This is a genomic window from Rhodococcus sp. 05-2255-1e (assembly GCF_002259025.1).
Lineage (GTDB): Bacteria > Actinomycetota > Actinomycetes > Mycobacteriales > Mycobacteriaceae > Rhodococcoides > Rhodococcoides fascians.
In genome coordinates, this window is the sequence record NZ_NOZE01000010.1 from 385767 (window position 1) to 409246 (window position 23480).

The following is a 23480-nucleotide window of genomic DNA, read 5'->3' on the forward strand; positions in this document are numbered from 1 at the left end:
GTGCAGTTCCTCGATGGTCACCAGCCGCCCTACGATCTCACCTACGACGACGTCTTCCTCGTCCCGAACCGGACCGATGTCACTTCTCGTTTCGACGTGGACCTCAGCACGGTCGACGGGTCGGGAACGACCATTCCGATCGTGGTGTCGAACATGACCGCAGTATCGGGTCGGCGGATGGCCGAGACCGTCGCACGACGCGGTGCCATTGCCGTCATTCCGCAGGACCTGCCCACCGAGGCCGTCGCCGAAACGGTCGCATTCGTCAAGAGCAGAGATCTCGTTGCCGACACACCGGTCGTTCTCGGCCCCAACGCCTCGGTCTCCGATGCGCTCGCCCTGGTGCACAAGCGCGCTCATGGATCCGTCGTGATCGTCGAGCACGGCAAGCCCGTCGGTGTCGTCACCGAGAGCGCCTGCGCAGACGTCGATCGCTTCGCTCGGCTCAGCTCGGTGGCCGCGACCGACTTCGTGCGGGTGGCCCGCAACGCCTCACCCAAAGAGGTCTTCGAGCTGATGGAGGCCGCCCACGCCCAGCTCGCGATCGTCGTCGAGGACGACGGCTCGTTGGCCGGTGTGGTGACGAACACCGGTGCCGTCCGCACCGGCATCTACGCCCCTGCCGTCGACGCGTCGGGACGGCTGCGGATCGCTGCCGCGGTCGGCATCAACGGCGACGTGGCGAAGAAGGCGACGGCACTGGTCGAGGCCGGTGCCGACGTCCTGGTGATGGATACCGCCCACGGGCACCAACAGAAGATGCTCGAAGCGTTGGCCGAAGTGCGTTCGCTCGATCTCGGCGTACCGCTCGCCGCCGGTAACGTCGTCTCCGCTCAGGGCACCCGTGACCTGGTGGCGGCGGGTGCGGACATCGTCAAGGTCGGTGTCGGCCCCGGGGCCATGTGCACCACTCGCATGATGACCGGCGTGGGTCGACCGCAGTTCTCCGCCGTGGCCGACTGTTCGGCTGCCGCAGCCGAACTCGGTGCGTCGGTCTGGGCCGACGGCGGTGTTCGCCATCCTCGCGACGTCGCGCTCGCGCTCGCGGCCGGTGCCGCCAACGTCATGATCGGATCCTGGTTCGCGGGCACCTACGAATCTCCCGGAGACCTTCGCGTCGACGCGGCGGGCAACCGATACAAGGAAAGCTTCGGCATGGCGTCCAAGCGTGCCGTCGCGGCGCGCACTGCCACCGACGGGGCCTTCGACCGCGCCCGCAAGGCGTTGTTCGAGGAAGGGATCTCCAGTTCCCGGATGCGACTGGATCCGGATCGTCCCGGCGTCGAAGACCTCATCGATCACATCTGCGCAGGTGTGCGCAGCACATGCACTTATGCCGGGGCACGTTCCCTGCCCGAATTGGCCGAACGAGCCGTCCTCGGGGTCCAGTCGGCCGCAGGATTTGCCGAAGGGCGCCCCCTGCCGTCCGGGTGGTAACGCACCGAGACGGTTAGACTCACCCACTACGAGTTCGACGACGTTCGCTGTCGTTGCCCGCGCCGAGACGACAACGTCGACTCGGCGCGGGCGACGACGCGTCGGCCACCACCGGTGTGCCGCAACGCGAACCAGACAGAAGGGAATCAGGTGCCCGAGGCACCCACTATTTCGGTTGCCGGTTCGGCAACTGCGGAGCAGCACGACGACGGTTCCACATCGGAGGGATCCTCTATCGAGCCGGGAGAGAAACCCGGCGACACCGATTTCGACAGGTCCCCGCAGACGAGCGGAGCGGTACTGCTCTCTCAACTTCGGCGGCGTTGACCTGTGGCCACTCTCGTCACCATCGTCAGCCTGATCGGCTTCGTGGCGCTGACGGCAGGTACTGCCCTCTTCGTCGCGGCAGAGTTCTCCCTCACTGCTCTCGAACGCAGTGCGGTCGAGTCTCAGGCCGAGAACGGCGACCTACGCTCGCGCCAAGTTCTGCATGCTCACAAGACGCTGTCTTTTCAGTTGTCGGGCGCGCAGCTGGGCATCACGATCACCACCCTCATCACCGGTTATCTCGCGGAGCCGGTGCTGGCAGGATTCATCAGGCCGGTGACCACCGCGCTCGGTGCCTCGGACTCTCTCGCGTCGGGCATCTCCCTCGCGGTGGCTCTGATCTTGGCCACGTCGTTCTCGATGATCTTCGGTGAACTGGTCCCCAAGAACATCGCCATTGCGAAACCGATGTCGACCGCGCGGGTCACAGCCGGAGCGATGGCCGGATTCTCCCTGATCTTCAAGTGGGCGATCAACGGACTCAACGGCTCGGCCAACTGGCTCGTGCGACGGCTCGGCATCGAACCGGCCGAGGAACTGCGTTCGGCGAGATCACCGCAGGAGCTCGGTTCACTGGTACGGACGTCGGCCCAGCAGGGCTCGATCGACGAGAACACCGCACGTCTGGTCGACCGGTCGTTGCAGTTCGGCGACCGCACCGCCGAGGAACTGATGACTCCGCGGGTCAAGATCGAGACTCTTGCCACCGACGCGACCGTCGCCGACCTGATCGAAACCGCTGCGCGAACGGGCTTCTCTCGGTTCCCGGTGGTCGACGGCGACCTGGACGACACCGTCGGTGTCGTACACATCAAGCATGCGTTCACGGTGGCCGGAGCGGACCGCCGGTCCACCACTGTCGAGTCCCTGGCGCGCGACGTTCCGGTCGTTCCGTCAAGTCTGGACGGCGACGCTGTGATGGAACGCGTGCGAGCCGACGGAATGCAGGTAGCCCTCGTGGTGGACGAGTACGGCGGCACCGCAGGCATGGTGACGATGGAAGATCTGATCGAGGAGATCGTCGGCGACGTGCGCGACGAACACGACGAGCCGGAACTGGACGTCGCTCGTTCGGGCGACGGCTGGGACTGCGCGGGGCTGCTTCGCATCGACGAGGTTGCGTCGGCGACGGGCTATTCGGCCCCGGAAGGCGAATACGAAACCATCGGGGGCCTGGTACTGATGCAACTCGGCCGGATTCCATCAGAGGGAGACGCGGTGCTTCTACCGTCCCCGGCGACGGAGGACGTCCCCGACGGCGACGGCGGGTGGATGGCGCGCGTGATCCGCATGGACGGCCGCCGTATCGATCGTGTGCTGATCCTGCCGATCGACGCCGAAGCAGTGGCGCGTCTGCGATCGGACGGTGAGGTCGATGGGTGACTTCCTCGGGGTAGGTCTGGCAGTTCTGCTGCTGGCCGGAAACGCCTTCTTCGTCGGTGCCGAGTTCGCACTGATCTCAGCTCGCCGTGATCGTCTCGAGGCATTGCTGGCGCAGGGCAAGAAGCGCGCGCAGAGCGTCATCGAGGCCGGTCAGAATCTGTCGCAGATGCTCGCCGCGGCACAACTCGGCATCACGATCTGCTCGATTCTGCTCGGCCGCGTCGCCGAGCCCGCGGTCGCGCACTTGATCGAGGTGCCCCTGGAGCTGGTCGGCATCCCCGGCTCGTTCCTGCACCCGATCGCCTTCGCCATCGCGCTGACACTCGTCGTCGTCCTGCACATCCTCGTCGGCGAGATGGTCCCGAAGAACATCGCCATCGCCGGCCCGGAGAGCACCGCCATGGTGCTCGTGCCCATCCATCTGATGTTCATCAAGGTGGCGTTGCCCCTGATCTCGTTCTACAACCTGTGCGCCAACCTGACGCTGCGCATGCTTCGCATCGAGCCCAAGGACGAACTGAGTTCGTCCGTCTCGGCGGTGGAGCTGTCGCAGATGATCGGCGAATCGCGCTCGGAGGGACTGATCGACGCCGAGGAACACCGCAGATTGCGCCAGGCTCTCGAGACCTCGGGCCGAACCGTGGCCGAGGTTCTGATTCCCTCGCATCAGGTTCGGAGTATCGAGCTGTCCGGGCCGGACCACACTTTCGGTCCGACCCTCGGTTCGGTGGAACGCGCAGTCATCGAAACCGGGTTCTCTCGGTACCCGGTGCGTGATGCGAGCGGTTCCCTGGTGGGCTATCTGCACCTGAAGGACGTGCTCGACGACATGGCCGACGATTCCGCCGGCCCGGAGACCGTCATTCCCCGCAGCGACGTCAGGGCCCTGCCCGTGGTGTCCATAGACACCGTGCTCGACGACGCGCTGACGAAGCTGCGGCGCGCCAGCAGCCACCTCGGTGCCGTGCACGATGCGACCGGTGCCACGGTCGGCATCGTCGCGCTGGAGGATCTGGTGGAGGAGTTCGTGGGCACGGTTCGAGACGGGACTCACCGTGTCGCCGGTCCCCGACCGGGTCAGTCCGCACCTACCGGTACCCCGCGGAACGTCTGAATGGGCGAATCGGCAACGCTGACCGAGGCGGAGTGGACTGCCCGGCGAGACGCGCACTCGGCTCGGGTGGAGAGTCTCGTCGGCAGCTATCTGGTCGATCGCGGACACGGCAATGTGCATCCGGTAGTGGATTTCTTGTTCACCTACTACAGCCATCGCCCGGGTCAGTTGCGCCGATGGAATCCTGGCCACGGCACGGTTCTGACGGGCGATCGGGCGCGTGACTTCGCCGAGTTCGCCTCGTACGAGCAGGTCGAGACTGCGGACGGTCCAGGATTCCGGGTGCGGTCGGATCTGCTCGAGCGACGCCGGCCCAGCATCGAGTTCGTTCTGGGTCTGCTGTCGGCGACGCGGGAGCGAGCGCCCCTGCTCGGCTGCTTCGGTCTGCACGAATGGGCGATGGTCTACCGCGGCGGCGACTCGGCAGTCCGGCACAGCCAGGTCCCGTTGCGACTCGGTCACGAGGGAACCGACGCCGTGGTCGACTCGATGACGTTGCGGTGTACTCATTACGACGCCTTCCGCTTCTTCACCGAGGACGCGGTACCGCGTAACGCACTCGCGTTGTCCCCTGAGTCGCGCCTGGGGTCCGAGCAGCCCGGTTGCATCCACGCGTCGATGGATCTGTACAAGTGGTGCTACAAATTGGGTCCGTTGATCGACTCGGAGTTCGTGACCGACTGTTTCGAGTTGGCGTTGGAGGCTCGGACGATCGATATGCGCGCAAGTCCGTACGACCTGAGCGAGTACCATCTCGATCCCATCCGAATCGAAACTGCGGCTGGACGGGCAGAGTACGTTCGCGCGCAGGGAGAGCTGTCGGAAAAGGCAGCTCCCCTGCGCTCGGCACTGATGGATCGGTGTCGAAATCTGCTCACCGGCGGCGGGTTCGGCGTCGGACCTACCGCCGAGTAACATCGACAGCGTTGTCGTGGGGACACCGTCACCGGTGTCCGTGACCGGAAAGAGTGAGGAATTCATGACCGATCGTGTGCAGGCTGGTGGACTTCAGGTCGCCAAGGTCCTATTCGATTTCGTCGAGAAGGAGGCGCTGCCGGGTACCGACGTAGATTCGGAGGCCTTCTGGGCCGGTGCCGCGTCGGTGATCGCCGATCTCGCTCCCAAGAACAAAGCGTTGCTGGCCGTCCGCGACGAAATTCAGGGCAAGGTCGACGCGTGGCACGGCGAGCATGCCGGTGCCGATTACGACCGCGCAGCGTACAAGGCCTTCCTGAAAGAGATCGGCTACCTGCTCGACGAGCCCGCCGACTTCCAGATCACCACGTCCGGCGTGGACACCGAGATCACCACCACGGCCGGGCCGCAGCTCGTGGTTCCCGTGCTCAATGCACGCTTTGCGATCAATGCCTCCAACGCACGATGGGGCTCGCTCTACGACGCCCTCTACGGAACGGACGCCATCCCCGAGACCGACGGAGCCGAGAAGGGCACGAGCTACAACAAGGTCCGCGGAGACAAGGTCATCGCGTTCGCGCGTGACTTCCTGGACGAGGCATTGCCGCTGAGCTCCGGCTCGCACGTCGGGACCACCGGATACGTCGTCGACGCCGCGTCGCTGACGGTGACGTTGGCCGACGGCAGCACCGTCGGCCTGAAGGATCCGTCCCAGCTGTTGGGCTACCAGGGCACACCCGATGCGCCGACGGCAATCTTGTTCGTGCACAACGGTTTGCACTTCGAGATCCAGATCGACCCCGAAAGCCCGATCGGCAAGACCGACGGAGCGGGCGTCAAGGACGTGCTCCTCGAGTCGGCTGTCACCACGATCATGGACTTCGAGGATTCGGTCGCCGCAGTCGATGCCGACGACAAGGTTCTGGGCTACCGCAACTGGCTCGGTCTGATGAAGGGCGATCTCACCGAGGAGGTCTCCAAGGGCGGTAAGACGTTCACTCGCGCGATGAACAGGGACCGCACCTACACCTCGGTCGACGGTTCCGAGCTGACGCTGCACGGTCGTTCGCTGCTGTTCGTCCGCAACGTCGGCCACCTGATGACCTCCGACGCGATCCTCGACGCCGAGGGCAACGAGGTTCCCGAGGGCATTCTCGATGCGCTGTTCACCTCGCTCGCCGGTCTGCACTCGTTGACTCCGGACAACGTGCTCTCGAACTCGCGTACGGGCTCGCTGTACATCGTCAAGCCGAAGATGCACGGACCGGACGAGGTCGCCTTCACCGCCGAACTGTTCGGCCGCGTCGAGCAGGTCCTCGGCCTGCCCACCAACGCGCTCAAGGTCGGCATCATGGACGAGGAGCGCCGCACGACGGTCAACCTCAAGGCCTGCATCCAGGCCGCGTCCGAGCGGGTCGTGTTCATCAACACCGGCTTCCTCGACCGCACCGGCGACGAGATTCACACCTCGATGGAGGCAGGGCCCGTCGTTCGTAAGGGAGCGATGAAGGGCGAGAAGTGGATTGCCGCCTACGAGGACTTCAATGTCGACACCGGGCTGGCGGCCGGCCTGCAGGGCAAGGCGCAGATCGGCAAGGGCATGTGGGCCATGCCCGATCTGATGCACGACATGCTCGAGCAGAAGATCGGCCACCCCAAGGCCGGCGCGAACACTGCGTGGGTTCCCTCCCCCACCGCAGCGACCCTGCACGCCTTGCATTATCACAAGGTCGACGTGTTCGCCCGTCAACACGAGATTGCGAAAGCCAAGCGCGCCACCGTCGACGAGATCCTCGAGATCCCTCTCGCGCCGTCCACCGACTGGACCGACGAGGAGAAGCAGAACGAACTCGACAACAATTCGCAGTCCATCCTCGGTTACGTCGTGCGCTGGATCGACCACGGTGTCGGATGCTCCAAGGTGCCCGACATCAACGACATCGCTCTCATGGAAGACCGTGCGACGCTGCGCATTTCGAGCCAGTTCATCGCGAACTGGTTGCGGCACGGCATCGTCACCGAGGAGCAGGTGCGCGAATCGCTGAAGCGAATGGCACCGGTGGTCGACCGGCAGAACGCGTCCGATCCGACGTACAAGCCGTTGGCACCCGATTTCGACACCAACATCGCCTTCCAGGCTGCGAGTGATCTGATCTTCCAGGGCACGAGCCAGCCCAACGGATACACCGAGCCGATCCTGCATCGTCGCCGACGGGAGTACAAGGCCGTCAACGCCTGACGGACTTGTCGACCACGTGGGTGAACACCGGAACTCAGGGCGCGGACGTTCCATAGCCGCCGGGCCCGTGATCGTCGTACTGACGGTCGCGGTCTTGGTGGCAGCCGTGTTCGGATGGTTTGCGCTGCGTGATCGAATTTCGGATCAGGGGATCGAGGCAGCCGACACCTGCGTGGAGGGGCCGGCCGTCCTCACCGTGGCGGCCGACCCCGACATCTCCGCCGCGATCGAACAGCTGGCAACACGATTCGACGCGACCGCCCCGGTGATTCGCGATCACTGTGTGACAGTAGAGGTTCGAGCCATCGCGTCCGATGCGGTGCGGGCGGCACTGAACTCCGGCGCCGACAACTGGGATGTCGGTGAGCTCGGCGCTCGTCCGGGTCTGTGGATACCCCAGTCCTCGGCAGACGTCGAGGCCGTCGTCGACCGTGGAGCCATCGACGGTACGCCGCGGCCGCTCGCATCGAGTCCGATCGTCCTCGCTGCACCGGGCGCGGTGGCCGACGCCGTCGCCGCTGCAGGCTCTGGCTGGGCAGATCTGATACGACTGCAACGCGACCCGCAGGCTCTCGAACTCCCCGAGTGGGGTGGGCTTCGACTCGCCGTGCCGTCCGGCTCCGACACCGGCGCGAGCACTCTTGCGGTCGCGGCCATCGCGGCAGGCGTACGCGGTGACCCGACCACCGCACTCACCGTCGATGAGGCCTCCTCGACGCCACTGGTGTCGGCGATGTCGGAGTTGGCGGTGACCGACACCGGCGCTTCCGCAACCTCGGCCTCCACCACGTACGACGCCCTCGCGGCGCTCGAGAATGCTGCCGGCCCCGACGCCGCCGTCCACGCGGTCCCGGTCACCGAACAGCAACTCGCGTCGACCGATTCCTCGACGCTGACCGCCGTTCGACCACAGGGTGCAACGCCCGTCGCCGATCATCCGGCGGTCGTGCTCTCCGGTGACGAGACCTCCACCCGAGCAGCCGCGGCATTCGTCGATTTCGTTCGTCAGCCCGACGGTACGCAGACATTTCTGGACGCGGGATTCAGCGTGGACGAGGCCCAGGACGCGGGCATCGTCGCCCCACCATCGGGGCCGGTTGCCGACGCTCTGCTCGCTGTACTTCGCAATCCGGTTCTGCCCCGCCGTGCCACTGTTCTACTCGACGTGTCCGAGTCGATGCGCACCACCGAAGGCGGTGCGACGCGGCTGCAGAACACCGTTCGCGCACTGAGCGAGCAGTTCCGACGAGTCCCCGACGCCACCGAACTCGGTCTGTGGAGTTTCAGCGAAGACCTGAACAACTCGCTGCCCTTCCGGGTGGATGTCCCGACCGGACCGATGACAGTTCCCGTCGGGACCACTCCGAGGCGCTCCGCCCTCGATGCGACCGCTGAGGCGTTGACGCCGGCAACCGGCTCGTTCACGTACGCGTCCGTACTCGTCGCGTATCTCGACGCCGTGGCCGGTTACGTCCCCGGCCGCGTCAATTCGGTCGTGCTGATCACGGACGGCCCGGACGACTCACCCTTGTCGGCGGACGAGCTACTCACCGAACTGACATCGGCGTCCGATCCGGCGCGGCCGGTTGCGGTGAACATCGTGCGCATCGGCGACGACAGCCCTGCCCCCGTGTTCACCGACATCGCAGCTCGCACCGGCGGCACCGTGGACACGGTGCCGACATCGGATTCCCCAGACCTTCTCGATCGACTCGGAAAGTTGCTGTACTAGAACATGTCTCGTGTACTTTTTGTCGGCGTCTTCTTGCTCCTCGTCACCCTCTTCCTGCACTGGCGGTTTCTCTCCGTAACGAGGGCACCGGCACGTGTCGGACGCCCGGCAGATCTGTTGCTGATACTTCTGTGGTTGTGCGCGGTGGTCGGCTTCGGCAGCGGCGTCGAGTTCGATCCGTCCTGGGCCCGCGGCCCGGCTTTCGTCGGTCTGACCTGGTTGGCGGTGGTGTTGTATCTGTTCCTCGGCACGGTCCTCGTTGCTCTGATCTGCACCGTCGTGCGGGTGATGTTCGCACTGTCGCATCGTGATTCGACTGCTGCTCGGCTGCGCATATCACGGGTCGGCTCCGTTGTCGTGGCTCTCGTCAGCGTCGTCGCAGTGGGGTACGGCCTCGTCGAAGCCGCCTCGCCTCGTGTCACACGCACCCAGGTTGCGCTCGACCGGTTGCCGGCCGAATTCGACGGTTTGCGAGTGGCATTGGTGTCCGATATTCACGCCGGACCGTCTCGCGGTGCGGGCTTCGTGCGCACGGTCGTGGATTCGGTCAACGCGCAGCAGCCTGATGTCGTGCTGCTCGACGGCGATCTCATCGACGGGACAGTGGAGTTGGTCGGAGAAGACCTCGAGCCGCTGCGCGACCTCGAAGCCCCTCTCGGGGTCTTCGCTGTCAGCGGCAACCACGAGTTCTACGCGGGCGACGGCGGAGAGTGGCTCGAATTCTGGTCGACCCTCGACATCGACGTGTTGCGCAACGAGCGCGCGACGATCACCCGTGATGGCGCTGCCATCGATATCGCCGGCATCAACGACGCCACTGCCCCGGAACCGTACGAACCGAATCTCGGCGCTGCGCTCGACGGCATCGACCCGGATCGCTTCGTGCTGTTGATGGCTCATCAGCCCAAGCAGGCTGTGGAGGCCTCCGAGCTGGGCGTGGACATGCAGGTGTCCGGACACACTCACGGCGGGCAGATCTGGCCGATCCGCTATCTGGTGCCGCTCCAGCAGCCCAGTGTCGAGGGCCTGGACACGATCGGTGACACCACGCTCTACACCACCCGCGGTGCAGGCGCGTGGGGTCCGCCGGTGCGCGTGGCAGCCCCGCCCGAGATCGCGATGCTCGAACTCACGCGGGGCTGACCATCTGCCCGTCCAATCAGGCGAACGCCTCGATCGGCGGGCAGGAACACACCAGGTTGCGGTCGCCGTGCGCGCCGTCGATCCGCCGGACCGCGGGCCACACCTTCGGTCGGCCGTAGCCTGCGGGGTACGCCGCGAGTTCCCGCGAGTACGGGTGGTCCCAGTCTGCGACGAGGCATTGCGCCGTGTGCGGAGCGCCGCGCAACGGGTTGTCCTCTACGGTCCACTCGCCGGAGCCGACGCGGTCGATTTCCCTGCGGATGGAGATCATCGCGTCGCAGAATGCGTCGATCTCCTCCAGATTCTCGCTCTCGGTCGGCTCGACCATCAGGGTCCCCGGCACCGGGAAGCTCATCGTCGGCGCGTGGAAGCCGTAGTCCGCCAGTCTCTTCGCCACGTCGTCGACGGTGACGCCGGTGTCCTTGGTCAGACCTCGCAGATCGAGGATGCACTCGTGCGCCACCATGCCGTTGTCGCCGGTGTAGAGCACGGGGAAGTACTCGTCGAGGCGGCGCGCGATGTAGTTGGCCGACGCGATGGCGGTCAAGGTCGCCCGGCGCAGCCCCTGCGCACCCATCATCGCGATGTATGCCCACGTGATCGTCAGGATCGACGCGCTTCCGTACGGTGCGCCCGCAACGGTCGGACCGTCGCCCAGTTGCGGTGCCAGCGGGTGGCCGGGCAGGTACGGCTGCAGATGCGAACGGACGCCGATGGGTCCGACGCCGGGACCGCCACCGCCGTGCGGGATGCAGAAGGTCTTGTGCAGGTTCAGGTGACTGACGTCTCCGCCGAAACGACCCGGCCGAGCCAACCCGACCAGAGCGTTGAGGTTGGCACCGTCGACGTACACCTGTCCACCCGCGTCGTGCACCGCGGCACAGATATCGGATATCTCGTGCTCGTACACACCGTGGGTGGAGGGGTAGGTGATCATGATGGCGGCGAGGGTGTCGGCGTGCTCGGCGATCTTGGCCCGCAGGTCGTCGACGTCGACGTCTCCGTTCGGTCGGCACGCAACCACGACGACGCGCATCCCGACCATCACCGCGGAGGCGGCGTTGGTGCCGTGTGCGCTCGACGGGATCAAGCAGACCGTGCGACCGGTGTCGCCGTTGGCCTGGTGGTATCGGCGGATCGCAAGTAGTCCCGCGTACTCGCCCTGGCTTCCTGCATTGGGCTGCAGGCTGACCGCGTCGTAGCCGGTGATGTCGACGAGCCATTGTTCGAGGTCGGCGATCACCCGGAGTAGTCCGGGGACGTCGGTCGACGGCGCGAACGGGTGTTGGCGCGCGAACTGAGGCCAGGTGATCGACTCCATTTCAGCGGTCGCGTTCAACTTCATCGTGCACGATCCCAGCGGGATCATGCTGCGGTCGAGGGCGATGTCCTTGTCCGACAGCGCGCGAAGGTAGCGCAGCATGGCTGTCTCGGTGCGGTAGCGCGTGAAGGCGGGATGCGTCAGGTACTCGGACGTGCGGGCACAATCGGCCGGGACGGACTCGGCTCCCGGGCCGGCGGGCTCGGCACCGAATGCAGCGAGCACATCGACGATGTGAGCCTCCGTGGTTGCCTCGTCACAGGCGATCGCGACGTGATCGTCGTCGACCGGTCGGAGGTTGATACCGCGTTGTTTGGCGGCATCGACGACGGTGTGGGCCGCGCCGGGGACCGCGGCGAGCACGGTATCGAAGAACTCGGCATGCACCACGTCGATGCCCGCAGCCTGCAACCCTGCTGCGACGGTTCGAGCACGGGTGTTGACGCGACGTGCGATCGCGCGCAGCCCATCCGCGCCGTGGTAGCTGGCGTACATCGCGGCCACGATGGCCAACAGCACCTGGGCGGTGCAGATGTTGGAGGTCGCCTTCTCACGGCGAATGTGCTGCTCGCGCGTCTGCAGGGCCAAGCGGTAGGCCCGATGTCCGTCTGCATCGACGGACACTCCCACCAACCGCCCTGGCAGCTGGCGCGAGTGACCGGAGCGCACTGCGAGATAACCGGCATGCGGACCGCCGTACCCCATCGGAACCCCGAAGCGCTGGGTGGTTCCGAAGCAGACGTCGGCACCGATTTCGCCGGGCGCGGTCACCAGGGTGGCGGCCAGCAGATCGACCCCGACTGCAACCAGCGCACCGCGCTCGTGTGCTGCCTCGATCGTGGCGGTGTGGTCCACCAGACGGCCTGATGCTCCCGGCAGCTGCGCCAGCACTCCGAAGAAGTCGCCTTCGGGCAGGCCGTCGGCGAGGTCGGCGTACACCAGCTCGATCCCGAGCGGTTCGGCGCGCGTAGCGAGCACGGCTTTGGTCTGCGGGAAAATATCCGAATCGACGACGAGGCGGGGTGACTTCGAGCCTCGGTTGGCGCGACGCATGAGCGTCATGGATTCGGCTGCGGCAGTGGACTCGTCGAGCATGGAGGCATTCGCGACATCCATACCGGTCAGGTCCGACACCATCGTCTGGAAATTGAGCAGTGCCTCGAGTCGGCCTTGACTGATCTCGGGCTGATAAGGGGTGTAGGCGGTGTACCAGGCCGGATTCTCCAGGATGCCGCGCGTGAGCACCGGAGGCGTCAGGGTGTCGTAGTAGCCCAGGCCGATCATCGAGGTGGCCACCGTGTTGCGGCCGGCGAGATCGGCCAGCGCGGCCAGCGCATCGTGCTCGCTCAGAGCAGGCGGCAATGTCGCCAGGCCATCGGGAACCCCGTCGACGACGGTATCGAGAATGGACTCGGGAACAGCCTTGCGGGCCAGCTCGTCGAGGCTGTCGACACCGATTGCGTCGAGAATGCGGGCCAGTTCGGTGGTGTCGGGGCCGATGTGTCTGTCGACGAAAGCCGATGCGGTCGAAGTCATTCGGTCGGTCACGGTCTACTCCCAGGGGTCCCAAGACAAGGCGTCGGACGGCCGGGGCATACGCGCCGACCGCTCCTCCCCCTCTGTCGTGTGCTCGCTGACGCGTGCGCCTGAGAGATTCGGTAGAACACGGCGCGCTGACGTGCGCGCACCGGCACCTTTCCCCTTGGGCGGGTGGGTGCTCCCACCACTTTCCAGAGTTGTCGAAGCCCACACGGTCCGTGTGCCTGAGAGATTGACGGGGAGGTATTGCTCCTTCGGCGTCCGAGACTGGATGCCTCGGAACTCTCCCGCGCAGGCGCGACGGTGAGAAGTCTAGCCGGTCTTACGACTCGCGCGATTCTTGCGGCGGGACGCCAGTTCGTCTTCGGGGCTCGGCTGGCTCTCTCCGCCGTCTGCTCGCTCGGCCGGGAAGTCGGCGATGGTGCCGGTGAGCTCGCGCATCGCGCCGTTGACGGCGATACCGAAGACGCCCTGCCCGCCCTGCAGCAGGTCGACTACTTCCTCGGCCGACGTGCACTCGTAGACGGTGGTGCCGTCGGAGAACAGGGTGATGTTGGCGAGGTCGCCGACGCCACGCTGGCGCAGGTGATCCACGGCGACGCGGATGTTCTGCAACGAAATTCCGGTGTCGAGTAGGCGCTTGACGATCTTGAGGACCAGCATGTCCTTGAACGAGTACAGCCGTTGGCTGCCCGAACCTGCTGCGCCTCGGATGGACGGTACGACCAGGCCCGTACGAGCCCAGTAGTCGAGTTGCCGATAGGTGATGCCGGCGATCTGGCAGGCGCTGGGTACGCGGTATCCGACGAGTTCGTCGGGCACCGAATCGTCGGGGAACAGGCCGGGTTGAATATCCTGCGACTGTGTGACAGGGCGATTCGACGCCTCGTCGGGGGTCTCGACCCGAGCATCGGCTGCGGACGCGTCCTCTGTCCGGCTTGCGGCGTCGGATTCTCGACTGCCGTGATGCTGCTGCGGCTGATCTCCCACTGACTGCTCCCTCTCGGATGTCTCACTGCGTTCGGATCCAGTCAGTACTGGGATCCGTCCGAAGCGCGCCTGAACGCCTCGGTGTACTCGCGTGAAGTCATACCGTGTACCAGGGCCAGACTACGCCTCGGCGGCAACCGAAGAGGCGTGAACTGCGTCGGTCCGAACTGCGCCGGCGATGAACTTCACTGGCACGAACGTTATGGGGGCAATCGACCAGATTCAACGCAACGCGCCGTAAACCTGAACCTAAAGTTGAGGTTGACACTATTCCGTTACCCGTCGGTGGCCTTGAAGTCGTCCGGCGACACCGATTCGAGGAATTCCTTGAACTTCTCCACCTCGTCCTCACGCTCGTCCGGCATCAGCAGGCCGGCCTCGGCGAGCACAGGCTCCTCCGCATAGATCGGGACTCCGGCACGGAGCGCGATGGCAACCGAATCCGACGGCCTCGCCGACACGCGGATGTCCTTGTCGAATACGAGATCGGCGTAGAAGGTGCCTTCCTGGAGGTCCACGATGCGCACCTCCTTGAGCTCGTGCCCCAACGCAGAGATCAGGTTCTTCACCAGATCGTGCGTCAGCGGCCGAGCCGGCTGCACACCTTGCTGCTCCAAAGCTATTGCGGCAGCTTCGGTTTGGCCGATCCAAATCGGGAGGTACCTATCGCCGTCGGATTCACGCAGCAGCAACACGGGCTGGTTCTGCGGCTGTTCGACACGAATACCGACCACACGCATTTCACTCATCGTGTCCACCTCACACCTCGAGAAATCTTCGCTGGTCGTCGCTGGTCCAGCTCACCAGAACCGAGTCTATTGGAATCCGAACCGGCGCGAGCGAACCTCACCGGTCGAGCGCACCACGCACCGCTGCTTTGACCAGACACGTATGCAAGGTCAACGACAGAGCTGCCAATTCCCGGATCATCTCTTCGGCACGATCACGTGCACCGGCATCGCGCCCCTTGGCGACCGGCCCGGCGATCTGAGCGACGAGACCCGCTTCGCGGTCCGCCGCGAGCTTGAACGCACGGAGGTGACGAACCTCGAGCCCGAACTGCAACATCGCGTGCGCGGTACGAGCGAGCGTGACGGCACCGTCGTCGTAGAACCCGGCCTGCCCGGGAGTGATCAGACCGCTGCGTAGCAACTCGGTCAGGAAGGCGTCGTCGATGCCGGCCTGAGCCAGTAGATCTGCCTTGCTGATGCGGACCTCGCGATCGGGCAGGAACTCCTCCGGCGAGACTTCACCGGCCGCGATCGTCAGCGACCGCGGGCGCTTGACCGAGGCGTCTGCTCTCTCGACGGTTGCAACGCCGTGGTCGATCGCTTCGAGTTGTTCCTTGATCACCTTCAGCGGTAGGTACTGATCACGCTGAGCGGTGAGCACGAACCGCAGCCGTTCGCAGTCCGCGATCGAGAAACGCCGATAGCCCGACGGAGTGCGCTCCGGAGAGATCAGACCCTCGGCTTCGAGGAATCTGATCTTCGAGATGGTCACGTCGGGAAAGTCGGGCCGGAGTCGATCGAGGACGGAGCCAATCGACATCCCCCCGCTGGACTGCTGCCCGACGGCGGTCACTGGCTTCCTGCACCCGCAGACGACTCGCCGACTGCAGATCCGTTGCCGCCACGCGGCCCGGTGAGGAAGACCAGACGGAACTTGCCGATCTGCACCTCGTCACCGTTGGCGAGCACAGCGGAGTCGACCGGCTCGCGGTTGACGTAGGTGCCGTTGAGGCTGCCCACGTCGACGACCTGGAAGTCGTCCTCGTCCTGGCGGAACTCTGCATGTCGACGGCTCACGGTGACGTCGTCGAGGAAGATGTCGCTGTCGGGGTGACGACCGGCCGACGTGGTCGGCTGGTCGAGCAGGAATCGGGATCCGGCGTTGGGACCACGCTTGACGACGAGCAGGGCAGCTCCGACAGGCAAGCCCTCGACACCCGATACCGGAGCTTCGGTGCTCTGGGCGGTAGCGGAGTTGTCCAGCTCCTGGAGGAAATCGGCGCGGAAGACCGAGGTGGTCTCGGCCGGCGACTCCCCGTAGTTGCTGTCGTTGTCGTTCTGGCTCACCGTTACTCCTTCTCAGTCCGTTGACCCGGGCAACGATCACCTCGGGTAACGCAGTACATGGTCTTCACTTCTGGTTCTGCTGGCGTTCGGTGGTGCGTTTCGGTTCCTCGGTGCGTGGCGGACCACTCACCATGCGCGACCTTCGCCCCGACAGGCTGTTCGCTCGGTGTCGACCGTACCCTGCGCGCCGACGACCTGTGGTCGGTTGGCCGGTGTGTACGGCCCTTCGTCACTCAGCTGTGATGAGAGCATATCCGGCGGCATCGAGCATCGGTGCCAGCGCCGCGTCCAATGCCTCCGAGGATGCGACCTCGAGCTCGATCAGCCACCCGCCGGTGTACGGTCCGGAGTTCACCTTCTCGGGTTCGGAATCCAGATCTTCGTTCACGGCAACGACTTTGGCCGTGAGAGGACTGAACACGTCGGACACGCTCTTGGTCGATTCCACCTCACCGAGAGACTCGCCCGCGGTGACGCTGTCACCGATCGCCGGAAGCTGAACGAACACGACGTCGCCCAACTGCGTCTGGGCGTAATCGGTGATACCGATTCGAACCGTCGCAGGCCCCGTCCGCTGCACCCACTCGTGCTCGGGGGTGTAAAGCAGATCAGCTGGTGTGTCGATGTCGCTCAACGCGGCATTCCCTTCCATCGTGGCCCGGGGCGAGCGGGCGATCAGTTTCCGGGCTGAGCGTATTGACGTGGGCGCGGATCTCGCAAGGCGGAGACCGTGACCTGGTCCGATCGCTCGACTCGCGAGCTCGCCCCGTTGCGAGCGACCGTGTCGATCACCCCTCCCGGAATGTTCAGTGCAGCTTCCAGAGTCGCCGGATCTCCGATGGCAGTGAAGGTGTAGGGAGCGCGTAGTTCTCGGCCGTCCACCACGACTCGGCCGGCCGGTCCGGCCATCCACGAATCCACACCGATGCGGACCGCGACCCCACCACCGTCGATCTGCAACGCCTCGGCACCGGCGGCCCGCAGCTCCTGCAACGCGTCGAGCAGAACCTCTGCTCCGACGCCGGCGTCGGTGTCGTCGATCGTCAACGTGACGCCGGGTCCTCGGGCCGCCACGGTGCCGATCTGAATGGACAACGCGGACAGTCGTTCCTGGGCTTCCGCCACCGCGGCGTCCGACCCGGAACCGGACTGCCGGAGGGTGGCGAGCGTGCCCTGAAGCGCGCTGATCTCGTCGCGGATCGACGCCTCGCGTCGCGTCAGGGAGTCCAACACCACCAACAGGTCCTCGGGCCGCGAATTCTCCAGATTGCCCGACGTGCTCGTTTCGCGCACCTGTGTCGCGATTCCGATTCCGAGGGCACACATCAACACGAGAGCGAGAATGCCGAACCACGTGCGCTGTCCACGTCGGGTGCGCCGACCGTGCCGTCCGGGGCCTGCGTTCATCGGTCAGGCACCGAAAAGCCGTCGGCGCAACGCAGCGGCGTTGCCGAAGATACGTATACCGAGCACGACGACGATGGCGGTGGACAGTTGCGTTCCGACTCCGAGCTGATCACCGAGCCACACGATGAGCGCCGCGACGAGGACGTTAAAGACGAAGGACACGACGAACACCTTGGCGTCGAAAATGCCGTCGAGAAAGGCGCGAACGCCGCCGAACACTGCATCGATAGCGGCCACGACGGCGATCGGCAGGTATGGGGCGACGACTGCAGGAACTCGAGGCCCGGCGACGAGACCGATCACGACTCCGACGACGAGCGCGACCAATGCTGCGAGCGCGAATCCGGCGCGGCCGGTGGCGGCGGGCTCGGTGCCGCCGGGCACCTCGGGACCGGGGCTGCCGGAGTCGGATGGCTCGACGTCCGGGACGTCACTCGCCGTCATCGTGGGGCCACCTCCTTCGCCTCGAACGACTCCCTGGCGACGGCCGGCCCGAACTCGAGATCGGTGGCCGGCCGTACCGAGAAACCGACACCGTAGAGCTGAGCGACCGTGCTCATGCGCAGGTATGCATCGCTGACGGCGAACTGCACCTGAATGCGCTGCGGTGGACCGATCGCATCGATGTCGTAGGGCGAGGTGATCGGGCGATTGTCGAGCAGCATCGCGCCGCCTGCCTGTCTGATCGTCACGTTCGGCCCGACTCGATTGCCGTCGACGGACACCGCTTCGGCGCCGCTGGCCCACAAGGAGTTGACGACGGCAGCGATGTCGCGGTCGAGAACGGTTGCGCCGGAACCGGTACGGACCGATCTGTCGGATGCACCGCCTGCGGCAGGTTCTGTCACCACGACCGACAAGCCGGGACCGGTCACCGAGTCGATACCGGCAGCCGACTCGACCGCATCGAGACGGTCCAGGAGCTCGCTCCCGGCAGCATCGGACTGGAGCGCGCGATCACGCTCGGTCGATACCTGGGCTGCGAGTTCGTCCCTCGTGACGTCCAGTTCTGCCTCACGCTCCTGGGCAGCACGCACTGCAGCAGAGGCGTCGGCACTGGCCCGATCGATCTCCGCCGCATCCGAGGCCAGCTGCGAGATCGCGACCCCGAAGACCACTCCGACAGCGACGGCACCGGTGATCAGCCAGAGGACAGGCGGCACTCTCGGGTTACGCACGTGGTGCGCCGACCGTTCGACGGCAGCGGCTGCGTAACCCGGATCGAGGTGATCCGTCAACAGCGATGTGAGCAGTGACGGAGTCGGGTTCCTCTTCGGTCGTGCTGGTGGCTGCACCGTCACCTGCCCGGTGCGGAGGTGGGCGCGATCGCTCGCGCGACGGCCACTGCCTTGCCGAGGTACAACGCACCGGTCCACGTGTACAGCACCGTCCCCCAGATCAGGAGCGCGTAACCGAGGGGCCCAGCGGCGTCGGCCACGGAACCGGTGCCCACGGAGACCAACAGCACCGGCAGCGCGACCATGACCACGAACGTGGCGGCCTTCCCGAGATAGATCACGTCCGGAGGCGGGAGGGAACGACGTCGGTAGACGAACATGGTCAGGCCGAGAACCGCGTCTCGCCCGATCAGGATGGCAGCGACCCACCACGGGATGATGCCGCGCACCACGAATGCGACCAGCGTGCTGACGACGTACAGGCGATCGACGAGCGGGTCGAGAATCGCCCCCAGCCGCGACGACTGCCCGAGCAAACGCGCGAGTTTTCCGTCGAGCCAGTCGGTGCCGCCGCTGACGAGCAGAATGACCAGCGCCCAGCCGTCTGCCTGGGGGCCGAGCAGAAGAAACAAGAACAGCGGAACGCCGGCGAGTCGCACGGCACTGAGCAGGTTGGGAACAGTTGCGATCCGATCCGTTACCTCGAGTTCGCTCTTGTCCGTCACCGCTCACCTCCTGTCGCCTCGGGCGTCGTGGCAGCCGGCGCGAGCGCACCGGCGGTTCGAGGCCACGTTAGCGCCACGCGAACACCGGCTGCTCGAAGTCCGCGACCCGGGTGTGTCGACCGCGAAGGACCACTTCACGAAACTGGTGCACGATCGCACCCGTGGGAGCATGGATGGCACCGGTTCGGAACGGCCACCGAATCACGGGTCGGGGTGACTCGGGGATCGTGACGAATTCCGCATCGACATCGAGTTCGGCCTCGGTCACCTCGAACACTTCGGCCACCTCGTCGGCACTGGGCTGCAGCGACGACGAATACTCGCCCACCCACACCACGAACGGCGTGATGACGTATCCCGAACGGGTGACGTAATCGTCGAGGCGCCCGAGTACCTCCCCCGGGTCGGTGCGAATGCCCAACTCTTCCTCGAGTTCACGCAGGCAGGCCTGTGCCGGGGTTTCGCCCGGATCGACTCCGCCACCAGGTAGTGCGTACTGACCCGGGTGAGCGCGCAATCGGCTCGGCCGTCTGGTCAACAGCAGGCGACGGTCTCCTCTCTCCCCGCCGACCGCCAGAGCAACAGCTGCGTGGCGCAGACCGTCGGCATCGGCTGTCCGAGACTCGAAGTGGCCGAGTGCACGCTCCATCGAGTCGCGGCCGAGGCAGTCGCTCGATTCGTCGCTACCCGCCATGAGTACCCACCGATTCGGTTGCCGTCATGCGGAATCCGCGAGACGCGCTGCCGGAGGAAGGAGTTCGTCAGCGGACGCGGGCCAGGCCAGTGCGTGCTCGGCCAACCCGGCGAGTTGCTCCACTTGTGTTCGACACCAGGGCGATACATCGATTCGGTCTGCGAGCACGTCGGCCGAGAATTCGGCCCAGGACACCCATCGCGTTTCGTCGACCTCGTCAGGATCCGGGTCGAGTGTCGCGTCGTCGCCGACCGTCACTCGGTAGACGGGGCAGATCTCGTTCTCGACTATCCCGTTGTCCATCACAGCGCGGTACCGAAAATGCGGCAGCACCAGTTCCGCGGACCGGGCCTGCAGACCCAGCTCTTCGCCGATGCGTCGGAGCACTGCCGACTCCAGGTCCTCGCCGGGTGCTGGATGTCCACAACAACTGTTCGTCAACACGCCGGGCCACGTCGTCTTGCTCGACGCCCGTCGCGTGAGCAACACGGCACCGTCCTCACGCACCACGTAGCTGGAGAACGCCAGGTGCAGCGGGGTCTGTTCGGTGTGCACCGTGGTCTTGTCCTGGGTGCCGACGGCGCGGCCTTCGTCGTCGAGCAGCACCACGTGCTGCGCAGGGGATCGATCCATCGTTCCATGCTCCCACGGACGGACGGCCGGTCTAGTGTCGAACCATGGGACAGGACGACAAGGACAAGACAAACGGCGGCACCTCGACCGAACACGACACGGCGGATTCCCCCAAGGGCGGCCGCCCCGGACCGGTGGACGGCGGAGGCGGCGGTGGGATGGCGACACGGGAGAACGCCCCGGAGATCGCCGACGATCAGGAGTGATATTTCCCGGTGCCGTCGCTGTTTGAATCACAGAGATTGCGTCAATACCCCCGATGTTCCCGCGCTGCGCGAGAGCACGAACCTCCATCAACGGAAGGACCTCGATGAGCATCAACGACGACGACATCACCACCTCAGGCGGATCTGCAGGCGAAGGACCCGCTGACGGCGGATCCAATCCCGGCGGACACGACGGCGGAGCAGACGGCCCGGCCGGAGCAGGCGAAGGACCCGCTGACGGCGGATCGAATCCTGACGGACACGACGGCGGAGCCGACGGCCCAGCGGGTGGAGAAGGCCCGGCCGACGGCGGATCCAACCCCGGCGGACACGACGGCGGTGCGGACGGTTCCGCTTGATCATCGAGTCGAACGACGAGCGCGGACCGGGCAACCGGTCCGCGCTTCGTCGTCTCACCGGAATCGACGCCGCCACTTTCGCGGAGCGTCACTGGGGCACAGCACCCAAGTTCACCCGATCTGCCGAACTGTCCGGATCGTTCGAGGATCTGATGACGGTCGACGCGGTCGACGAGTTGATCGCCGAGCGCGGCGTACGCACCCCGTTCGTGCGGATGGCCAAGGACGGCCGCCTGCTGGAGAAGAACAAGTTCACGGGGTCCGGAGGGTTCGGCGCCGAGATCACCGACCAGGTCGATTCCGCGGCGGTTCTGTCGGCCTTCGCGGCCGGCAACACTCTGGTGCTGCAGGGCCTGCATCGCCTGTGGCCGCCCTTGATTGCTTTCACCGGCGAGCTCGTTCGCGAGCTCGGCCACCCGGTACAGGTCAATTCCTACGTCACTCCGGCTGCGTCCCAGGGCTTTTCGCCGCATTACGATGTTCACGACGTGTTCGTCGTGCAGATCGCCGGTAGTAAGCGGTGGACGATTCACTCGCCGGTGCATCGCCATCCACTGAACAATCAGCCGTGGTCGGACCGACGAGCAGCAGTGGAACGTCACGCCGACGACTCCCCGGAGTTGGACATCGTGCTCGATCCCGGTGACGTTCTGTATCTCCCGCGCGGCTGGATCCATTCGGCGCAGGCCCTGGGCGAGACGACGGTGCATCTGACGATAGGCGTCGCGTCGTTCAACGATTACGACATCGCCCATCACACCCTCGGTGCTCTTCAGGACGTCGAGGGACTGCGCGCACCGTTGCCGGCCGGATGGGACCCGACCGACTCCGAGTCCGTTCTCCCCCACGTACGCCGCGTGCTCGGCGACATGCGCCGAGCACTCGACGAGTTGGATCGAGATCCCGAGGCGCTGCATCGGATCACCGAGCGTATTGCGAGTCGGTACGACGAGCTGGTTCGACCCGAACCGGTGCGCCCCGTTCGCAGTGTTGCCCAGATGGGCGCGCTGCGGGGTCAGGACTCGATTCGGCTCAGGGCCGGGGTGATCGCGCGAGTGGTGCGAACCCCCGAGTCCGCGGCTGTCGTGCTGCGCGACAAAACCGTGTCGATGCCGCCTCAGTGCGCCGATGCCCTCGAATTGTTGCTCGAAGGAGCGCCGTGCCGGTTGGATTCTCTACCCGGCCTCGACACCGACGATGCTGTCGTGGTCGGTCGCAGGCTCGTGCGCGAAGGCATCGCAGTCACCGCCATCGAGTAATGGTGACCCCGACCATCAGGTGATGGTCACGCCGCCGTCCACTGCGATGGTCTGGCCCGTCACGTATCCGCCCGCGTCGGACGCGAGCCAGACCGCGGTGGCGGCCAGTTCTTCGGGGTCGCCCTTGCGTCCGAGGATCATTCGGGGAGCCAATGCCTCGAGGTATCCCGGCTGGTAGGAATCGGTCATCTCGCTCTCGAAGAAACCAGGCGCAATAGCGTTGACGCGGATACCTTTTCGAGCGCCCCACTGTTGCGCGAGGTCACGAGTGAGACCGACGATGGCCGCCTTGCTGGCACTGTAGGCAGCCTGAGGCAGACCGGCGGTGGTGAGCCCCAGAATGCTGGATATGTTCACGATCGAGCTTCCGGGCTGCATCACCCGTCCACACGCCTGAGCGGCCCAGTAGGAGCCGTTCAGGTTGATGTCGATGACAGAGCGGAACTGCTCGGGAGTCTCACGGGTGGCGGGGTACGCCGTGCCGACGCCGGCGTTGTTGATCAGCACGTCCACCTTGCCGAACTCGGCGACGGCGGCCTCGACCATGGCCGTGCACTGGTCGGGATCGACCACATCGGTTGCCACGCTCAGCGAACGCCCACCGACGCTGTCGATCAGTGCGGCAGTCTGTGCCAACTTGTCGACGCGACGGGCGGCCAGCACCACGTCGGCTCCGGCCTCGGCCGCCGCTTTCGCGAAAGACACTCCCAAACCGGACGATGCGCCCGTGACGATGACGACGCGGCCGTCGAGGCGGAATTTGTCCAAGATCGACATGTTCTGAAATCTCCTTGTATCGGG

At 65.7% G+C, this 23480-nt stretch carries 23 protein-coding genes and 1 riboswitch; of the genes, 10 read left to right on the top strand and 13 right to left on the bottom strand.

All coding sequences use genetic code 11. The annotated features are described in order from the left end of the window. The 7 genes from CH262_RS09660 (at position 1) to CH262_RS09695 (ending at position 10290) form a co-directional block, all read left to right on the top strand. Complete coding sequence (locus CH262_RS09660) at positions 1-1437, top strand: GuaB1 family IMP dehydrogenase-related protein (protein ID WP_027497156.1); 1437 nt, start codon at positions 1-3, stop codon at positions 1435-1437. 330 nt (positions 1438-1767) lie between these two features. After that, positions 1768-3147 carry a hemolysin family protein gene (locus CH262_RS09670; protein WP_032387405.1) on the top strand — a complete coding sequence of 460 codons (1380 nt, stop codon included), beginning with the start codon at positions 1768-1770 and terminating at the stop codon, positions 3145-3147. Beyond that, positions 3140-4261, top strand: a complete 1122-nt coding sequence (locus CH262_RS09675; protein ID WP_027497159.1) for a hemolysin family protein — start codon at positions 3140-3142, stop codon at positions 4259-4261. Before CH262_RS09670 ends, CH262_RS09675 begins: the two co-directional genes overlap by 8 nt. Further along, positions 4262-5176, top strand: a complete 915-nt coding sequence (locus tag CH262_RS09680; RefSeq protein ID WP_032387404.1) for a hypothetical protein — start codon at positions 4262-4264, stop codon at positions 5174-5176. It begins immediately after the preceding gene. Between the two features lie 64 nt (positions 5177-5240). Then, a complete protein-coding gene (locus tag CH262_RS09685; protein WP_032387539.1) occupies positions 5241-7415 on the top strand; it encodes a malate synthase G in 2175 nt (724 codons plus the stop codon). A 67-nt stretch (positions 7416-7482) separates the two neighbouring features. Next, positions 7483-9147 (top strand): VWA domain-containing protein, encoded by a 1665-nt coding sequence (locus tag CH262_RS09690; RefSeq protein ID WP_230591219.1) that lies wholly within the window; start codon positions 7483-7485, stop codon positions 9145-9147. A gap of 3 nt (positions 9148-9150) precedes the next feature. Further along, entirely contained in the window at positions 9151-10290 is a 1140-nt protein-coding gene (locus CH262_RS09695) for a metallophosphoesterase (RefSeq protein ID WP_032387403.1), read from the top strand. Positions 10291-10306: 16 nt separating this feature from the next. Here the strand turns inward: CH262_RS09695 and gcvP are convergent, their stop codons facing one another. The 12 genes from gcvP to idi all read right to left on the bottom strand — a co-directional run bounded on the left by gcvP (position 10307) and on the right by idi (position 20855). Then, a complete protein-coding gene (gcvP, locus tag CH262_RS09700; protein ID WP_032387537.1) occupies positions 10307-13147 on the bottom strand; it encodes an aminomethyl-transferring glycine dehydrogenase in 2841 nt (946 codons plus the stop codon). Positions 13148-13352: 205 nt separating this feature from the next. Then, positions 13353-13450, bottom strand: a riboswitch (glycine riboswitch). 12 nt (positions 13451-13462) lie between these two features. Next, complete coding sequence (locus tag CH262_RS09705) at positions 13463-14002, bottom strand: MerR family transcriptional regulator (protein WP_157226114.1); 540 nt, start codon at positions 14000-14002, stop codon at positions 13463-13465. Positions 14003-14415: 413 nt separating this feature from the next. Further along, positions 14416-14889: a bifunctional nuclease family protein gene (locus CH262_RS09710; protein WP_027497166.1), complete on the bottom strand. Its 474-nt coding sequence runs from the start codon at positions 14887-14889 to the stop codon at positions 14416-14418. A 97-nt stretch (positions 14890-14986) separates the two neighbouring features. Then, positions 14987-15724: a transcriptional regulator FtsR gene (gene ftsR / locus CH262_RS09715; protein ID WP_027497167.1), complete on the bottom strand. Its 738-nt coding sequence runs from the start codon at positions 15722-15724 to the stop codon at positions 14987-14989. Continuing rightward, the gene (garA, locus tag CH262_RS09720) at positions 15721-16218 is read right to left on the bottom strand and encodes a glycogen accumulation regulator GarA (RefSeq protein ID WP_027497168.1); all 498 of its coding nucleotides are present in this window, start codon (positions 16216-16218) and stop codon (positions 15721-15723) included. Before garA ends, ftsR begins: the two co-directional genes overlap by 4 nt. 229 nt (positions 16219-16447) lie before the next feature. Then, positions 16448-16852, bottom strand: a complete 405-nt coding sequence (gcvH, locus tag CH262_RS09725) for a glycine cleavage system protein GcvH (RefSeq protein WP_027497169.1) — start codon at positions 16850-16852, stop codon at positions 16448-16450. 41 nt (positions 16853-16893) lie between these two features. After that, positions 16894-17625 carry a DUF881 domain-containing protein gene (locus CH262_RS09730; protein ID WP_027497170.1) on the bottom strand — a complete coding sequence of 244 codons (732 nt, stop codon included), beginning with the start codon at positions 17623-17625 and terminating at the stop codon, positions 16894-16896. Positions 17626-17628: 3 nt separating this feature from the next. Next, positions 17629-17952, bottom strand: a complete 324-nt coding sequence (locus CH262_RS09735; protein WP_205912519.1) for a DUF1290 domain-containing protein — start codon at positions 17950-17952, stop codon at positions 17629-17631. Between the two features lie 113 nt (positions 17953-18065). Continuing rightward, a complete protein-coding gene (locus tag CH262_RS09740) occupies positions 18066-18920 on the bottom strand; it encodes a DUF881 domain-containing protein (RefSeq protein ID WP_032387536.1) in 855 nt (284 codons plus the stop codon). Between the two features lie 2 nt (positions 18921-18922). Next, on the bottom strand, positions 18923-19528 hold the full coding sequence (locus CH262_RS09745) for a CDP-alcohol phosphatidyltransferase family protein (protein ID WP_027497173.1): 606 nt from the start codon (positions 19526-19528) through the stop codon (positions 18923-18925). A gap of 67 nt (positions 19529-19595) precedes the next feature. Next, complete coding sequence (locus CH262_RS09750; protein WP_032387401.1) at positions 19596-20222, bottom strand: NUDIX hydrolase; 627 nt, start codon at positions 20220-20222, stop codon at positions 19596-19598. A gap of 24 nt (positions 20223-20246) precedes the next feature. Then, positions 20247-20855: an isopentenyl-diphosphate Delta-isomerase gene (gene idi, locus CH262_RS09755; RefSeq protein WP_032387400.1), complete on the bottom strand. Its 609-nt coding sequence runs from the start codon at positions 20853-20855 to the stop codon at positions 20247-20249. A 44-nt stretch (positions 20856-20899) separates the two neighbouring features. Between idi and CH262_RS27530 the strand changes: the two genes are divergently transcribed. The 3 genes from CH262_RS27530 to CH262_RS09765 all read left to right on the top strand — a co-directional run bounded on the left by CH262_RS27530 (position 20900) and on the right by CH262_RS09765 (position 22679). After that, a complete protein-coding gene (locus CH262_RS27530) occupies positions 20900-21061 on the top strand; it encodes a hypothetical protein (protein ID WP_179274192.1) in 162 nt (53 codons plus the stop codon). Positions 21062-21165: 104 nt separating this feature from the next. After that, positions 21166-21420, top strand: a complete 255-nt coding sequence (locus CH262_RS09760) for a hypothetical protein (RefSeq protein WP_027497175.1) — start codon at positions 21166-21168, stop codon at positions 21418-21420. Beyond that, on the top strand, positions 21417-22679 hold the full coding sequence (locus CH262_RS09765; RefSeq protein ID WP_094717488.1) for a cupin domain-containing protein: 1263 nt from the start codon (positions 21417-21419) through the stop codon (positions 22677-22679). Before CH262_RS09760 ends, CH262_RS09765 begins: the two co-directional genes overlap by 4 nt. A gap of 15 nt (positions 22680-22694) precedes the next feature. On the opposite strand, the gene CH262_RS09770 is transcribed toward CH262_RS09765, so the two are convergent. Next, positions 22695-23456, bottom strand: a complete 762-nt coding sequence (locus tag CH262_RS09770) for an SDR family NAD(P)-dependent oxidoreductase (protein WP_027497177.1) — start codon at positions 23454-23456, stop codon at positions 22695-22697. Positions 23457-23480 lie beyond the last annotated feature (24 nt).

What these genes read in the sequence shown, in the direction of transcription:
- CH262_RS09680 (WP_032387404.1), top strand. Translation starts at nt 4,262, where the DNA reads ATGGGCGAATCGGCAACGCTGACCGAGGCGGAGTGGACTGCCCGGCGA.
- gcvP (WP_032387537.1), bottom strand. Translation starts at nt 13,147, where the DNA reads ATGACTTCGACCGCATCGGCTTTCGTCGACAGACACATCGGCCCCGAC.
- CH262_RS09710 (WP_027497166.1), bottom strand. Translation starts at nt 14,889, where the DNA reads ATGAGTGAAATGCGTGTGGTCGGTATTCGTGTCGAACAGCCGCAGAAC.
- idi (WP_032387400.1), bottom strand. Translation starts at nt 20,855, where the DNA reads ATGGATCGATCCCCTGCGCAGCACGTGGTGCTGCTCGACGACGAAGGC.
- CH262_RS09770 (WP_027497177.1), bottom strand. Translation starts at nt 23,456, where the DNA reads ATGTCGATCTTGGACAAATTCCGCCTCGACGGCCGCGTCGTCATCGTC.
- CH262_RS27530 (WP_179274192.1), top strand. Translation starts at nt 20,900, where the DNA reads ATGGGACAGGACGACAAGGACAAGACAAACGGCGGCACCTCGACCGAA.
- CH262_RS09730 (WP_027497170.1), bottom strand. Translation starts at nt 17,625, where the DNA reads ATGAACGCAGGCCCCGGACGGCACGGTCGGCGCACCCGACGTGGACAG.
- CH262_RS09675 (WP_027497159.1), top strand. Translation starts at nt 3,140, where the DNA reads ATGGGTGACTTCCTCGGGGTAGGTCTGGCAGTTCTGCTGCTGGCCGGA.
- CH262_RS09760 (WP_027497175.1), top strand. Translation starts at nt 21,166, where the DNA reads ATGAGCATCAACGACGACGACATCACCACCTCAGGCGGATCTGCAGGC.
- CH262_RS09695 (WP_032387403.1), top strand. Translation starts at nt 9,151, where the DNA reads ATGTCTCGTGTACTTTTTGTCGGCGTCTTCTTGCTCCTCGTCACCCTC.
- CH262_RS09685 (WP_032387539.1), top strand. Translation starts at nt 5,241, where the DNA reads ATGACCGATCGTGTGCAGGCTGGTGGACTTCAGGTCGCCAAGGTCCTA.
- CH262_RS09750 (WP_032387401.1), bottom strand. Translation starts at nt 20,222, where the DNA reads ATGGCGGGTAGCGACGAATCGAGCGACTGCCTCGGCCGCGACTCGATG.